The sequence below is a fragment of the Psychrobacter sp. UBA2514 genome (assembly GCF_002341255.1).
Classification (GTDB): Bacteria; Pseudomonadota; Gammaproteobacteria; order Pseudomonadales; family Moraxellaceae; genus Psychrobacter; species Psychrobacter pacificensis.
On sequence record NZ_DDNS01000021.1, the window covers coordinates 21,748 to 37,789 of the forward strand.

At 43.2% G+C, this 16,042-nt stretch carries 15 protein-coding genes; 6 read left to right on the top strand and 9 right to left on the bottom strand.

Annotated features, from left to right (window positions below):
- Window positions 1-186 precede the first annotated feature (186 nt).
- On the top strand, window positions 187-936 hold the full coding sequence (locus B3V51_RS07305; protein ID WP_093070005.1) for a YebC/PmpR family DNA-binding transcriptional regulator: 750 nt from the start codon (window positions 187-189) through the stop codon (window positions 934-936).
- A 114-nt stretch (window positions 937-1,050) separates the two neighbouring features.
- On the opposite strand, the gene B3V51_RS07310 is transcribed toward B3V51_RS07305, so the two are convergent.
- Window positions 1,051-1,623, bottom strand: coding sequence for a methylated-DNA--[protein]-cysteine S-methyltransferase (locus tag B3V51_RS07310; RefSeq protein WP_093069992.1), 573 nt, complete (start codon window positions 1,621-1,623; stop codon window positions 1,051-1,053).
- 54 nt (window positions 1,624-1,677) lie between these two features.
- Entirely contained in the window at window positions 1,678-2,589 is a 912-nt protein-coding gene (ftsY, locus tag B3V51_RS07315) for a signal recognition particle-docking protein FtsY (protein WP_228724683.1), read from the bottom strand.
- Window positions 2,590-3,341: 752 nt separating this feature from the next.
- Here ftsY and B3V51_RS07320 point away from each other — a divergent pair.
- From B3V51_RS07320 to B3V51_RS07330, 3 genes are all read left to right on the top strand, one after another.
- Window positions 3,342-3,494 (top strand): hypothetical protein, encoded by a 153-nt coding sequence (locus B3V51_RS07320; protein ID WP_186474399.1) that lies wholly within the window; start codon window positions 3,342-3,344, stop codon window positions 3,492-3,494.
- 64 nt (window positions 3,495-3,558) lie between these two features.
- Entirely contained in the window at window positions 3,559-5,058 is a 1,500-nt protein-coding gene (locus B3V51_RS07325; RefSeq protein WP_286708167.1) for a M16 family metallopeptidase, read from the top strand.
- A 200-nt stretch (window positions 5,059-5,258) separates the two neighbouring features.
- Window positions 5,259-6,701: a M16 family metallopeptidase gene (locus B3V51_RS07330; protein ID WP_286708168.1), complete on the top strand. Its 1,443-nt coding sequence runs from the start codon at window positions 5,259-5,261 to the stop codon at window positions 6,699-6,701.
- Between the two features lie 132 nt (window positions 6,702-6,833).
- On the opposite strand, the gene B3V51_RS07335 is transcribed toward B3V51_RS07330, so the two are convergent.
- Together B3V51_RS07335 and B3V51_RS07340 are read right to left on the bottom strand one after the other, a co-directional pair.
- Window positions 6,834-7,427 (bottom strand): hypothetical protein, encoded by a 594-nt coding sequence (locus B3V51_RS07335; protein WP_143007420.1) that lies wholly within the window; start codon window positions 7,425-7,427, stop codon window positions 6,834-6,836.
- A 254-nt stretch (window positions 7,428-7,681) separates the two neighbouring features.
- On the bottom strand, window positions 7,682-8,584 hold the full coding sequence (locus B3V51_RS07340; protein WP_286708169.1) for a D-Ala-D-Ala carboxypeptidase family metallohydrolase: 903 nt from the start codon (window positions 8,582-8,584) through the stop codon (window positions 7,682-7,684).
- 348 nt (window positions 8,585-8,932) lie between these two features.
- On the opposite strand from B3V51_RS07340, the gene rodA reads away from it, so the two are divergent.
- Window positions 8,933-10,075 carry a rod shape-determining protein RodA gene (rodA, locus tag B3V51_RS07345; RefSeq protein ID WP_071001679.1) on the top strand — a complete coding sequence of 381 codons (1,143 nt, stop codon included), beginning with the start codon at window positions 8,933-8,935 and terminating at the stop codon, window positions 10,073-10,075.
- Between the two features lie 909 nt (window positions 10,076-10,984).
- Window positions 10,985-11,599, top strand: a complete 615-nt coding sequence (locus B3V51_RS07350; RefSeq protein ID WP_071001681.1) for a septal ring lytic transglycosylase RlpA family protein — start codon at window positions 10,985-10,987, stop codon at window positions 11,597-11,599.
- Between the two features lie 89 nt (window positions 11,600-11,688).
- On the opposite strand, the gene radA is transcribed toward B3V51_RS07350, so the two are convergent.
- From radA to B3V51_RS07375, 5 genes are all read right to left on the bottom strand, one after another.
- A complete protein-coding gene (gene radA / locus B3V51_RS07355) occupies window positions 11,689-13,125 on the bottom strand; it encodes a DNA repair protein RadA (protein ID WP_071001683.1) in 1,437 nt (478 codons plus the stop codon).
- A gap of 267 nt (window positions 13,126-13,392) precedes the next feature.
- Complete coding sequence (gene lptB, locus B3V51_RS07360; RefSeq protein WP_071001684.1) at window positions 13,393-14,172, bottom strand: LPS export ABC transporter ATP-binding protein; 780 nt, start codon at window positions 14,170-14,172, stop codon at window positions 13,393-13,395.
- Between the two features lie 66 nt (window positions 14,173-14,238).
- A complete protein-coding gene (gene lptA / locus B3V51_RS07365; RefSeq protein ID WP_223334273.1) occupies window positions 14,239-14,721 on the bottom strand; it encodes a lipopolysaccharide transport periplasmic protein LptA in 483 nt (160 codons plus the stop codon).
- 153 nt (window positions 14,722-14,874) lie between these two features.
- Complete coding sequence (lptC, locus tag B3V51_RS07370) at window positions 14,875-15,459, bottom strand: LPS export ABC transporter periplasmic protein LptC (RefSeq protein WP_058024069.1); 585 nt, start codon at window positions 15,457-15,459, stop codon at window positions 14,875-14,877.
- Window positions 15,456-16,022, bottom strand: coding sequence for a KdsC family phosphatase (locus tag B3V51_RS07375; RefSeq protein ID WP_093069982.1), 567 nt, complete (start codon window positions 16,020-16,022; stop codon window positions 15,456-15,458). The genes lptC and B3V51_RS07375 overlap by 4 nt, the downstream gene beginning before the upstream one ends.
- Between the last annotated feature and the right edge of the window lie 20 nt (window positions 16,023-16,042).

Here is a 16,042-nt window from a genome sequence, read left to right on the forward strand (position 1 = left end):
TATAATTTGCCACAGTGTAGCAAAAAAGCACTCTCAACAACATACAAATCGTTAACGTGCAAGTAGCGCTATTACCTGATATAGACAAAATAATGATAGTATAAAACAAGGTGATCAGACATCGAAGGCTGTAATTCATCGCCTTCTTGCACATAAAAAATAATACGTAAACCTTAAGGATGTTATATGGCAGGCCATTCAAAATGGGCAAATATTAAACACCGTAAAGCCCGTCAGGATGCAGTAAAAGGTAAAATATTTACCAAAATTATTCGTGAAATCGTCTCAGCTGCCAAACAAGGCGACCCCGACCCTGACAAAAACCCGCGCTTACGTGCTGTTATCGAAAAAGCGCTATCAGTCAATATGACTCGCGACACGATCAACCGTGCTGTCGACCGTGGTACAGGCGGCGGTGATAATGAAAAAATGGAAGAAGTCAGTTACGAAGGCTACGGTGTCGGCGGTGTAGCGGTACTGGTCGAAACCATGACTGATAACCTCAATCGTACGGTCAGTGAAGTCCGTCACGCCTTTACCAAATGTGATGGCAATCTTGGTACTTCAGGTTCAGTGGCTTATCTGTTTACCAAACGCGGCGAGATCACTTTTAATGATGTAAGCCTAGAAGATGAAGTCATGATGGTGGCACTAGATGCGGGCGCCGTTGATATCGAAAACGATGGTGAAAGCTTGCTTGTCATCACTGAGTGGGAAACTTTCGGTCAAGTTCAAGACGCGCTTAACGCTGCTGGTCTTGTCTCTGACAATGCTGAAGTCACCATGTCACCATCTACCACGGCTGAAATCGACAATGTGGAAGATGCTGAAAAAATCCTAAAGATGATCGATATGTTAGAAGATGCGGATGATGTGCAAGAAGTTTATACTAACGTGAACTTCTCTGCTGACGTCATGGCGCAGCTTGAGGGATAGCCAGCTTAATAACTAAATACTGGCAAGAACACCCCCAGAAAAAGCACCAATCAATTGTCGGTTTGGTGCTTTTTTCTGCTCACTCATTCAATAGTTGAAGCATTATATTTATCTTTACGTTCTACACCTAACCCCTTCAAGCGCCAGCAGATATTCCTTCTTATCTAATCCACCTGTATAACCGCCAAGCTTACCGTCGCTTGCAATCACTCGGTGACAAGGCACAATGATACTAAAAGGATTTTTGCCATTAGCCTGTGCAACCGCGCGGAACCCCTTCGGGCTATTAACACGCTGCGCGAGGGTGGCATAGCTGATGGTTTCGCCATAGCCAATCTCTTGTAGTGCCCGCCATACGCTTTGTTGAAACTCAGTACCCATAGAAAAATCTAAGGGCAAGTCCAATGTCTTGCGTTTACCAGCAGCATAATCTTTGAGTTGGAAAATCGTTTCTATCAGTAAAGCTTGAGTAGGCTCTTTCATGCTTAGGCTATTGCTGTCTATAAAGGTAAAGTCTTCATCTGTCAGGCCATAATATTTTTTAAGCTTGGGGACAGATTTTGAGCTGTGCCAAGTATTACCGGGCAGCAGCCAGTTGGCTTCAACGAGCACAGGCTGGTCATGCTCATCGAGACGGGCAATGAGCGTTAATCGATACGATCCAAAAGATGCTTCGGTCACTATCATGGCTTTGATTTCCAAATTATTTTAAAGATTGTTTAGCCGTTACAAATAGCGGTTCTACTCTTTGTCATCTGTCTCAAACAAAGCGGCGACAAACTGTTTCGGACTAAAGGCGCGCAAGTCATCAATCGACTCACCCACACCAATATAGCGGATAGGCACGTCTGTCGTTTCGGCAATGTTAAACACCACGCCACCTTTTGCCGTACCATCTAGCTTCGTAATGGTGATACCTGTCAATGGTACAATCTTGTTAAATAGCTCAACTTGGTTAATGGCATTTTGACCCGTGCCAGCATCGAGTACGATCATACCTTCATGCGGAGCGCTTGGATCAGCTTTACGCATCACGCGCACCACTTTCTCTAACTCTGCCATCAAATGTGTCTTGTTTTGTAGACGGCCAGCGGTATCTGCTATGAGTACGTCGATATTTTTTGCTTTGGCAGATTGCATCGCATCAAAAATGACAGAAGCACTATCAGAGCCATGACCTTGTGCCACCACTGGGATATGATTACGCTCGCCCCAAATCTGTAGCTGCTCGGTGGCAGCCGCGCGAAAAGTATCCCCTGCCGCTAGCATGACTGATTTACCCTCACCTTGTAAGCGCTTGGCGAGCTTACCGATGGTTGTGGTTTTGCCAACACCATTGACACCCACAACTAAGATAACAAATGGTTTTTTGCTGGTATCGATCACCAGCGGCTCAACCTTAGGCGTTAGGATATCAACCAGCTCACTTTGCAAGGCTTTATAGAGTGAGTGAGCATAAATCAAGTCACCACGGGCAGTCTGCTCGGTCAGGTTCTTGATGATACGGTTGGTTGCATTAACGCCGATATCAGCAACCAATAACTGATCTTCGACCTCTTCTAACAGCTCGTCATCGATCTCTTTACCACCGATAAGTATGCTGACCATCCCTTCGGCCAAATTTTTACGTGACTTACTCAGCCCCGTCTTCATACGGTTAAACCAGCTGCCTTTTTTCTTATTTTCTGGTGGCTCTGCAGCAGGCTCTTGTGGCGTGGCTGCTTGGGTATTGCTGCTAGCGACTGGACTTACCCTTGGTGTATCCCCAAGTTGCTCTTGTAATGGCATGGCAGGAATGGTTGTCGCAGTGCTAGGTTTGCTCGTAGTGCCTGTCTCTTTAGCACTTGAAAAGCTCTCAGAGGCACCTTTAGGGACGTTATGCTCTTCTGTCATAACAATTGGCGTGGCCAAAGCAATATTTTCTGCTGCCTGATTGTTTGAGACATCTGGATTTGCCGTATTATCCCTTTGTAGCGCAGCACGCTCTGTTTCATCAATGATTGGCACCGATTGCACCGGTAGACTGGGTAAGGTAATATCATCGTCATCTAAATCATCGAGACCATCATCAAGATTGATGACCACACGGTTGCTATTGTTTGGGTTATTCATAAGTTTGCCCTAAAAGTTATCGCTATTAATTATTTGTTTATTGTAAATGGATTTTTAGATTGTCATAAGCTTGCCAGCTATATGACCATGGACTTTAGCCTATTTTAGCATAATTCAAGTCGCGCTTAGCCCTTACCATAGTAGACTGTCGTCAAAAATTATCTGCTCAAAAAATCACATAATGATTTGAGAGAGTTTTGCTTAAGGTTTGGACACAAAATTCTGACTTGTTCCTTGCAAGACTTCGCCTACTCTACCAAGACTCATCTAAAAATTCTTATTAGGAAACGCTTATGTCATCACTCTCTAAACACTATAAAAGCATTGCCAATATCAGTGTGGCGATTTTGCTAACGACAACTGTATTATCTGTGGCAGGTTGCAATACGACGCAAGATATTAGACCGACCGCTAGTGTCATGGTTGGCACACAGACATCACTGTGATGCATTGTATTGCTATGATTACGTCCATCACTTCAGTCATTATTTTATATAAGTAGACCATACCATGCCATTGTCTTCAACGCTCACTACTACGCCATTACGTATCGCCTGTGCTCTAACGGTGGCAACATTATTTTCTGCCTGTCAAACCACCGCATTACCTTCTAGCACGACTACCACTACAAAAAATACGGTCACGACAGATGGGTCATCTCAAAGCGCATTTAGTAAAAATAAAACAACTGATGAGGCAAAGCCCTCTGCTTTGACAATGGATATGTCAGGTCGACATGAATACCAGTTAGAAAATGGCCTAAAAGTGGTCATAAAAGAAGACCACCGTGCACCCGTCGCCATGACCCAGATTTGGTATCGGGTGGGCTCGGCAGATGAGCCGCTGGATAAAGGCGGCATCTCTCACTTACTTGAGCATATGATGTTTAAAGGCACCAACAATGTTTCAAGTGATGATTACGAGCGGTTGATTGCCAAGTTTGGCGGGGTTAACAATGCTTTTACCAGCTATGATTATACGGGCTACTACGAGCTATTTCCTGCCAATCGTATGCCGTTGGCGTTAGAGCTTGAAGCAGATCGAATGAAAAACCTCACCTTCAATGACAAAGAGTTTACCAAAGAGCACCAAGTCGTCATGGAAGAGCGACGTCAGCGTACTGATGACAATCCCCTTGCCAAAGCTTACGAATTATTTCGTTTGCTAGCATTGCCTAACAGTCCAAAGGGTGAATCTGTCATTGGGCCCATGAGTGAGCTAGAATCCATCAAACTCTCGGATCTAAAAGACTGGTACAAGACATGGTATGCACCCAATAATGCTACTTTAGTCATCGTCGGCGATGTGCAACCACAAGAAGTACTCACTCAAGTCAAACGCTATTTTGGTGAGCTGGCGCCAAGCAACGTACCTAAGCGTAACGCTGTCACTCAAAAAGGCTTTCGTGGTTATCAAAAAGTAGACTCTGAGCAAGCGGTGCAAGTGCCCGTCCTACTTATGGGTTACAACGTACCTAGCCTAGTGACAGCAGGCGCAAACAATGAAAAACAGGCTTACGCCCTCTCGCTTGCTCAAGACGTACTCGATGGCGGTCTATCTGCACGCTTGGAGAGTCGATTGATACGTGAGCAAGGTCTACTGACCACGGTTGGTACTTCTTACGATTTGTTAGATCGCGGCGATGGGCTATTTATGATTCAAGCGACACCACGTGAAGGTGTCAGTTTAGAGCAAGCGCAACAAGCCATAATATCAGAGATAGAAAAACTCAAAACCGATCCCATTGCTGCCGATGAAATCAGTCGCGCCAAGACCAATGCCGTCACTGGCCTAGTATATGCACAAGATAGCATGGAAGGACAAGCACGTATGATCGGCTCACTACAGTCTATCGGGCTAGATGACAGATTACTTGCTAAGTTACCAACCAAACTAGATGGTATCAGTGTCGCTGACATTCAGGCTGCCAGTAAGAAGTATTTGGTTAAGGACAACTTAACGGTGATGCATATTGTGCCCCCGAAAGAGAACACTACCAAAGCACAATAAATACTGCCTGTTATCAGAACGTTTCATAAAAGCGACGATATAACCGTATTCTTAATAAGAAGAACATCATGATTCAGAATAAATATGACTCTCAAGCAACACACAAATCTTTGAGTAATGCCTTGCCCTCTACATCATCTAATCTCTCATTAAAAAAGCTATCATACCTTAGTACCAGCATAGTTTTTGCATTGAGTATATTGGCTAATACTGCCCAAGCCGACACTACAGGCGCTGAAGATTACCGAGCCCCTACTGCTGTTGATGCAAGTGCGCCGATTGCAGCTTTATCTAAACTTACCAGTATCGATGATGCCAAATCTTTAAAAGTCACAGTGCCAACGATTCAAGAGTTTAAGACCAAAGCTGGTGTTCCTGTCATGTTCGTTCAGACCACAGCCTTACCGATCGTCGATGTGGACTTACGTTTCAACGCTGGTAGTGCCCGTGATGGCAGCATCAGTAAAGACGGTTTTGGCATCGCCAACATGACCGCAACGATGCTTGAGCAGGGTTCCAAAAGCTTAGATGAAGATGCGTTCACGCGTGCTGTTGAAACACTAGGCATCAATCTAGGCAGTAGTGCCTATAAGGATATGTTCATTGTTTCGCTACGCAGCTTATCAGACGATAAACACCTTTTACCAGCTGTTGATTTGATGACGCAAATGGTGAGTGAGCCTACGTTTAATGACGAGGTATTAGCACGTAACAAGTCACGATTACTCGTTGGCTTACAGCAGCAAAAACAAGACCCTGGCAGTCTTGCCAGTATTGCCTTTGATAAGGCTTTATACGGCAGTCATCCTTACGCTCATCCCTCAGTCGGTACGCTAGAGAGCGTGCCAACTATCCAGAAGCAACAGCTGATAGACTTTAAAAATCGGTATTTAGTGGCGGCAAATGCCTCTATCGCTATGACAGGCAATCTGACCTTGGTACAGGCGAAAAAGCTGGCTGAAGATATCACGATTAAACTATCTGCTGGTCAAGCTGCCGCTGATTTACCTGAGCCTAAACCTCTCACTAAATCACAGCACATTCATATCCCCTTCCCAAGTACCCAAACTACCGTATTGATGGGGCAATTAGGCAGTAAACGTGCAACCAATCCAACAGCCCAGCAGCAGCAAACCAATTTTGCGGTTGGTAACGAGGTAATGGCAGGTGGTGACTTTAATGCCCGTTTGATGACTGAGATTAGACAAAATCTCGGGTACACCTACGGTATTTCAGGATCAATGAATCCGATGCTAGCACGCGGGCCTTATCAGATTGGCTTTTCGACACGTAATGACAAAGCACGTGCGGCAATCGATGCAAGCTTAGCGGTTATCGATGACACGTTAGAAAAAGGAGTCACTCAGGACGAGATACGCCTGACCAAAGACAATCTCAAAAATAGCTTCCCGATGGGTTTTGCAAGTAACGCAGGGATCAATGGGTTGTTAGGAATGATGAATTTCTATCAATTGCCAAACACTTACTTGGCCGATTATGTCAACCGTATTGATCAAGTCACGCTGTCAGGGGTCAACAAAACGCTGCGCGATACCTTAAATCCGGATAACTTTTTAATCGTGACAGTTGGGCAAGACGATCCTTGGAAGGGGATAGAAGCTACGACAAAAACGACCAAATAACAAGAGGGAAATAAGCTAGGTTAAATTCACTCAGTTAGATAACAAATAGCGTGAGTGATGAGCGATTCAGTATGCCCGACTCATCACTCATGTGTTTATTATCTTGTGACTGACTTGTGCTATCAAAAAAGACTACGAATACTCTTTATCAGAGTTATCAGAAATGGTCATTACGATGTCGTAATTGAGGTTTTGAGGCTTATAGGTGGCACCATTATAGCTCAGTCGAATGATATGCTTGTCGTAAGACATGACCTTATAACCACCATTAGCAAAGTTATGTAGCGCGGGGACTATAAGTAAGGCCTCGATTTGGCGATTGTTGGTGGCGACTGAAATATGCTGACCCTCTCGAGGATATAGAAAATAGTCACAATAATCGTTTACCATTACTTCTGCAACGCGCTCAATAACCTGACTACCCTGTTCTTCTATCAACTTTGGGCATACATCAGCGCGCTCTGAGGCCAAACGAGCATAAGAGTTTCTAATACTGTCTTCAATGTTTTCAGAATTTTGTGCGATGCTATCACGTGTTAGCGCAGCTTTATCTGTCACCAGCGAGCTGTTTTCAGGATAGGGTTCTGGACTGCAGGCACTCACCAATAATATGGAAAATGATGCCATTCCTATTAATGTGGTGTAAATATATTTTGAGCGAAAAAAACGTTGTTTCCTTTCATTCGATTTACTGCATCTTGCAACTGCTGAATGCTGCTTTGTCATAAATCCCGCTTATATTAACCATAATCTTCTTCTTTGAAGAGTGATAAGGATATAAAGATAGTAAATGAAAATATTCATATTAGAACATAAATATTAAATTCCAAACAATTTTTTGGTGAACTTGCGCGTCTAGCCAGCTCATCCTATTAATCATTTAGCTGTAAAATTTATAAGCGATATTATACTGTTTCTCGTTTTTTTATTGTCACTAATTTGAGTGTGCGCTTGCTTATGACGCGTTAACCCTTAGCTATCTAATAGCGACAATAAGAGCTACTACTGGTATGGTTAAAACCCCATTTACGATAACCATCGGTATCTAGATGAATCGCACCTGTGGCATATAAACCCAAGCCAAAGTTGTAAGACTGTCCTTGATATTGCCAAAACTGGCACAGGCCATCCTGCATCGTACTAAGCCGCCATAGGTTGTCTTCGTACTCTGGCACCCAAATATCCATGGCACTTGCATTCATATGCTTGCTACTGCCAGCACCGCCAGCACAGTCGTTCAGCCCAGGGCTACGATACACCGAGCGTATCTCAGTACTTAAAGGCAAAATGCCTTGATTTTTTAGCTCACTATAGAGGTGTAGTGTTGGCACGATATTGGCCCACAACTCTCGCGGTGGCAGCTGATAAGGCTCATAACCGCATTTGTCCCAGCTGCGCGCGGTGGTAAGTAGCTGAGACAGTGGTGGTACATTTTGTGCACCCACACGTGCGCTCAAATAGCGCTGATATTCGGCTACTTGCCTAGCACGGTAACTGTTACTGTTGAGCCATGCATTAAAGTCCATGCTCGTAAGATCGTTATTAGCACTATTATAGGTGTTATTCGTTGTGCTGTAGCTGTTATTACGGTAAGTTGTATTATAAGTCGGTCTTCGTTGATTCACATTAACGCGTTTGTTTTCCTCGATAGACAGACTGGCATCAATTTCAAAATCACGCTGCTTTTGTGCAATCAAGCTTTGCATACTATCGCCATTTGATGCATTTGCGCCACTTAACATAGTGACACCAGGGCGCTGACTAGAGACATTGTTAGAAGGCGATATATAAGCATTGCTAGTGTCGCCACTGCCTTGACGCACTTCGATACGGCGTTCACTACTATCAGTTATAATAGCGGCATGAACATTGATGCTACTCATACAAACAACCAGTGCAAGAATAGGCTTCTGGATTTGTCCATAGTTATGGTTTTTTGATTTTATCATTGCAGGAATCTACCGCTAAAAACGTTTTATCGATACTATCAAATTTTCAGCAAGCAGGCTAAACTATCGCCTCTAATCTGAGGCAGGATATTCGTAATTAACACTTATCCTTATCACTTTTATAATTACGTGACTTTATTGCCTAGATGTTAAGTATCTGCTTGTTTTTTTGTCCGTGAGCTTCTATTAGAATAGAGACCGTCAAATACTCATCACATATTTTATATAAGACAGCTTAGAGAACCTCTCCCTTTTACTCCAACTGCTAGCCAAACTTTGCCTATGTCTTCTAACCCGCAATACCGTTTTTCACGTCAGAGCCATCACTTAGGCCAAGGTCATGCACCGACGATCTGGCAACGTATTCACATCGATCCGTGGTTGACCTTGCTTTTGTTAACGGTTTGCTGCATTGGCCTGACGATTTTATATAGTGCTGCCAGTCAAGACATCGGCATGGTCATACGTCAGATGGTAAGTTACGGTGTGGCATTCACCGTAATGTTTGCGATGGCACAAATACCGCCAAGCCTTTACCGTACCTTTACGCCTGTGTTTTATGTATTAGGTCTTATATTATTGGTATTGGTTGATATCATTGGTGAAGTGCGTATGGGTGCTCAGCGCTGGATCAACTTACCTGGGTTTGGTAGTGTGCAGCCGTCTGAGTTTATGAAGCTTGGTATGCCGATGATGTGTGCTTGGTTTTTGTCCAAGCGTGATCTTCCGCCATCACCGTCCAGTATTGCCATCACTCTGGCATTGATTATCGTTCCTGTATTGCTGATTGCAAAAGAGCCTGATCTTGGCACTTCGCTTTTAGTCGCTGCTAGTGGCATTTTTGTGCTGTTCTTGGCGGGCCTATCTTGGCGTCTGATTTCTGCTGCTGTGGTTTTAGCGATACCTTTTATTGCATTTGCTTGGAACTTTTTGTTGCATGATTATCAGCGTACGCGCGTCCTAACCTTACTCAATCCTGAAGCCGATGTACAAGGTGCTGGATGGAATATTATTCAGTCAAAGACAGCCATTGGGTCAGGTGGTCTCACTGGCAAAGGGTATTTAGAAGGCACACAGTCGCATCTGCATTTTTTACCAGAAGGTCATACTGACTTTATTATTGCAGCTTTCTCTGAAGAATTTGGTTTACTAGGTGTCATGCTGCTGATGTTTATTTACTTTTGCCTTTTGTCGCGTGCCTTGTATATCGCTTTCACCCATCCTGACATTTATAGCAGGCTGCTTGCGGGCGCTATTGCCATGTCTTTCTTCGTTTATATATTCGTCAATGTCGGTATGGTTGGCGGTATTTTACCTGTTGTTGGCGTACCCCTTCCTTTCATCAGCTATGGTGGTACCGCTATCGTGACTTTGATGGCAGGTTTTGGCTTATTGATGTCGATTCACACTCACAAATCTGGTTAAAAACACTGATAAACAATACCTTATATATAAAACATCAGTAAATTATCATTGAAATATGACAAACACACATCATTTATATCTCTCAAAAACACTGAGCATAAAATAAAGCACTCTTGCATGACTAATGACAACAAAGTTTAGATTAAATCAAAGTATCAGCGATTTTGCTACTATTAATATTTTGTTACTTTTAATAGATACTACATAACCCCCAGTCATGACCAGACTATCAAAATGCTGTCATGAGACATAAAGTATTGTTATTTAATTACTTGTATCATACTGTCATTAACAGTGATTTTTTTAACCAAAATGAATTGTAAATCAGGGCTGAAATATTTTATTTCTTGTTTTTTACAAAAAATTGCGTTAACCTCGTTTTACTGTACTTTGATACATAACCCGTACATAGCCACTAACAAAATTTGCATTTAATTATACTTTGGTTGTAGATTGGTCGTATAGTTAGCATCTTGTAGATTTCAGACTTTCAAATACACTACTTAATTAACGGTTTAATAACAAAGCATCACGCAAAAACTTTTAAACCCTTCATTACTTTAGCAATATCAGAAAGTTTGTATATCGGAAGTTTTATAGATACGACATATAGTGACATTGGTACTTACTCTCCAAGTTAAAAATAAGTACTCAATGAATATCACTGACTATCATTTAAGCATGTCCTAAGTAACTACGGTCATTACTACCGCTACTTATGATCATAAAATGAAAAATTACCATATATTGAAACCTATAAGAGTCTCGCCCTAAATATTAATCGCTATCAAAACAATAGATTAATATAAAGATTCTAGAGTTTGATTCACTGTTAGATTGGTCTAACGCTGTCATACTTAATCTAAAAATTTAGAGTTAGGTTTTGGTGTATAAGTTATAGAGGTATTTATGAATAAGCGTTTATCTGGTTTACTTACTATGTCGGCAGTTTTATTCGCTGGCTCTGCAGTTGCTACAAATGTAAATGCTGTAGAAGCAAAAACCTCCCTTGCAATGATTTCACAAGATAACGCCTCCCATATCGATCGTGTACTTGGTGAGCTTAGCCGTCAGCATGATGGTGCATCAAGTTTGGTCAAATCAGCACGTCAGCCTACTTCATTAGCACTTAGTAGTTCACTATTAGCGAGTGATACCACTCAAGTCACTAATGATGAAGATGTGTTAGAGCGTCTAACCGCAGTAGCCTCTAATTCTGTTAGTAAATTTAAGCAAACTGGTCTTGCCTCTTGGTATGGTCGTAAGTTTCATGGCCGAAAAACTGCTAGTGGTGAAACTTTTGATATGAATGGTTTGACGGCAGCACATCGCTCACTACCACTCAACTGCTATGTCAAAGTGACCAACAAGACGAATGGCAAGAGCGTTGTAGTAAAAGTGAACGATCGTGGTCCATTCCATGGCAACCGCGTATTAGATTTATCGTATGGTGCAGCTAAGCGCCTAGGTATCACTAATAAAGGTGTCGGTAATGTCGCTATTGAGCGTGTTTCAGGACCTTAGTTTTAAAACTTATAGCATATAAAAAAGCCCTTAACTTATCATGAGTTAGGGGCTTTTTTGATCAAATCTTTTATACTTTTCAAGATTGGTTATAACTCAAACGCACTTTCGATGGCATCGTCAAGACGTTCAACAGCAATCACATTGATTCCTTTAAATTGAGGCGCATCTTTAGCAGGTGCATTGGCCTTTGGAATAATCGCATGTTTGAACCCATGCTTCATCGCTTCTTTTAAACGCTCCTGACCGTTGGGTACTGGACGGATTTCACCAGATAAACCGACCTCACCAAACACTGCTAATGACGATGGTAATGGCTTTTCTTTGATGCTTGAGGCACATGCCAACAACACTGCCAAATCAGATCCAGTCTCTATGACTTTGACGCCACCAACAACGTTGACATAGACGTCTTGTCCACTGGTATGAATGCCACCGTGACGATGCATCACTGCTAGTAGCATGGACAAACGCTGGAAGTCCAAACCCAACGCCATGCGTCTAGGCTGTCCTTGGGAGTCATCCACCAACGCTTGCACCTCAACCAGTAATGGCCTAGTCCCTTCACGGCTAACCATAACAACAGATCCAGCAACGGGCTTATCATAACGGCTCAAAAATATCGCTGATGGGTTGGCAACTTCTTTGAGCCCCATGTCAGTCATGCCAAAAATACCCAGCTCATTAACCGCACCAAAACGGTTTTTGACTGCACGAATCATCCGAAAACGTGAGTCAGACTGACCTTCAAAATACAATACCGTATCGACCATATGCTCAAGTACACGTGGGCCTGCTAAAGTGCCTTCTTTCGTCACATGGCCCACTAAAAATAGCGCTGTACCTGTTTGCTTTGCATAGCGCGTTAAGATCGCGGCAGACTCTCTGATTTGACTGACGCCGCCTGGTGCAGAATTGATGGCGTCAGTATAAATAGTCTGGATAGAGTCAATAATAGCGATGGCTGGCTGCTCTTGGGTCAAGGCCGCACAAATGGTTTCTACATTGGTTTCTGCGAGTACGCGAAGTCTATCAGCAGGTAAATCTAAGCGTTTGGCACGCATAGCTACTTGTGCAAGTGACTCTTCGCCAGTCACATAAAGCGCGCTACCTGCCAAAGAATCGGCACGTGCCATATTAGTCGCTGTCTGCAACAATATGGTTGACTTACCAATACCCGGGTCACCACCGATTAGTACGACAGAACCAGCTACCAATCCGCCACCCAGCACACGATCAAACTCGCTAATGCCTGTTGGCAAGCGTGTGTCTAGCGTCACACTGACTGCGTTAAGTGGCATAACTGCGCTGTGAGTGCCAGAGTAGTTACCAACTGGTGCAGCAGTACTACGAGAAGTGGATCGGCCGGCATTAGGCTTGGCGGTATTTTTATTGTGATGCGGCATACTGACATTTGGCGCTTCTACCAAGCTATTCCATTCGCCGCAATCTGTACACTGCCCTGCCCATTTGCCAAAATGCGCGCCGCAATTCTGACAGACATAACTGCTTTTATTTTTTGCCATAAATGATGAGCCTTATCCAGATGATTAGTCGAGAATAATGAATAAAATATCGTACGCTCTTTGATGAGTAGGAATGTAAGAGTGTTTGTCGCGATCAGCCAGTTGTGAGTATCGAAAGCTGTATCTGATAGAAGGGAGAGCGTTAAGCGTAGGTTATTCTAAATATAATGAAAATGTTGACTGCTGGCTTTATCAGTTAGTTGCAATGCTAAAATCAGCAGTTCGTGTAGATAAGAATATGAGTAAAAAATGATTTAGCACAGCGGGCTATACTTGAAAGTCTTTACCTAAGTAAACAGATTTGACCAGATCATTTTCTAAGACTTCCGATGAAGTACCTTCGGCAATGATAGCCCCTTCTGAAACAATATAAGCCTTTTCACAGATGGCTAACGTATCACGAACATTGTGATCAGTGATTAAGACACCAATACCACGATTTTTCAGTGTCAAAACAACATCCTTGATATCGCCAACAGAAATGGGGTCTACACCGGCAAATGGCTCATCCAATAAGATAAATTTAGGATCCGCCGCTAGCGCACGAGCAATTTCACAGCGACGACGCTCGCCGCCTGACACACTCATTCCAAGTGAGGTACGTACATGTTCTAAATGAAATTCGCCAATCAGCTTTTCAAGCTCTTGCTGCTGCTCAGCTTTACTTAATTCTGTACGAGTCTGCAAAATCGCCAATATATTGTCTTCGATAGATAATTTACGGAAAATCGACGCTTCTTGCGGCAAATAACCAATACCAGCACGAGCACGCTCGTGCATAGCGTATTTAGACAGATCCATTTTTCCTAGAGTGACACGGCCCTTATCCATATTGACCAGTCCCACCACCATGTAAAAACTGGTCGTTTTACCAGCACCATTCGGGCCTAGCAGTCCAACAACTTGGCCTTGCTCAACAGAAAACGAGACATCTTTGACTACCCAGCGCTTGCCGTAACGTTTACCCAAATTTTGCATAGTCAAGCGAGCGACAGGCGCCGTATTGCTATTTGATACTGAAGAATCTATATTTTTATTGTCACTCATAGCTTACTCTTGCTTTCACGATATTCGTATACTACCAAAAACCTATTCATGCTTTGGTTGGCTAGGTTAGCGAACGCCACTTTGGTTGGTATTATTATTTGGTGGAAATACCAACTCTACTCGCTGATTACCACCAGCGGTCGCTTCTACATCACCTGCTTTTAGACTATAACGAATAACATTACCGGCAAAACTTGCCCCATTCTGAACCAGCTTGGCATTTCCTGTTAGAGTGATAATGCCAGATACCGCGTTATAATCAATCTTATTTGCCTGACCTTTTGCCAAGCCTTTTTCTTGCGTCACAACCTGCTGCATAGTTGCTGGACGACCCGTCGCTACCGCTGAATTAATGCTGCGCTGCTGCGAGAGATTGACTGTGATATTGTCCGCAGTCATTTTAAAAGTGCCTTGAGTAATAATGACATTACCTGAGTAACTAGTGACGCCAGTACGCTCACTATAAGTGGCCTTGTCCGCTAGCAGTTTGATTTGCTGATTGGCATCTGATGGCAGTGCATGGCCATACAATGGTAGGGCTAACAACATAAACGTTGGAACAACACGTAGCTTATGTGAGCAGATTGATGCGCATAAAGTAGGCAAAAATTTAGATTTCATATAATAACTCGTTTCATAATTGTTGATAGGATTTGCAAACTTCATGATGGCTGCTGTTTTAATGTAGTAGAAAACGCTAGTTTAAAATAATGCTTTGTCTTGACGATCAGCGGGCGTAAAAGCGACAGCAACTTGCCCAAACTCATATTCACCCGTTTCCAGATTGGCAGTCATGCTGGATGCTTCAAAACGATTCATCCCTTGTTCAATTTTGACGGGCTCATCGCTATACACTTGACCAGACTTTGTATTGCCTTTTAGGGTACTACCAGTCACTTTGATTGGCTCAATATCAGACGCCTCTTTATTACCTTCGCTAACCAGTGTAAAGCCACCTGATAAGCTCAACTCCCCTGTTTGCTGACTGATGGCTGCACTACCTGCTTGAATACGGTAGCGCTGCTCTGTTGACGGCTCCCAATTCATCGTGATGCCTGACATCTCATCCTGATTGGTCTCAGGATTATGCGTTAAAGACTCAGCAGTAAGTTCATACTCAGTTTCACCTTGCTCATTTGTCTGAACTGCTTTGATATCAGTGGCTTCATAATCGACATCTGTCGTCTCGATATTGACTGGTGGCGACACATCCCCTTGTTGCTGGAAAAACCAGCCCGCAATACCAGCAATAATCAACGCTAATATAATGAGAACACGTGTATTCACGACAGTTCATCCTGAGCTTGAGTTTCATCAAGCGTATAATGTGCAATAAAGTCTTGATAATGTCCGTACCCCTTTAAGATGAGATCACATACTTCACGTACTGCACCTGCACCCCCTGCTCGAGTGGTGACCATATCACTGCGTTTTATGACTTCCGCGTGTGCATTGGGTACGGTTGCTGCAAACCCTACCGTTTGCATCGCTTTAATATCTGGCAAGTCATCACCCATATAAGCGCAGTCGGCAGCAGTAATATTGAGCGCAGGGTCAAGAGACGATAATAACTCTTTTAGTGCAATGAGCTTATCATCCCGTCCTTGTACCACATGATTGACACCCATTTCTGTTGCACGTTTATCAACCATAGCGCTGCTACGCCCAGTAATAATAGCAGTTAAAATGCCATAACGCGCTAGAGACTTAACACCGACGCCATCCTGTACTGAAAACGCTTTGGTTTCGATACCATTTGCGTCGTAGATAATTTGACCATTAGATAAAATCCCATCGACATCCATGATCAATAGCTTTACTTGTCCGGCTTTTTTTATTAAATCTTGCATTATTTGTCTCTTTTTGACGA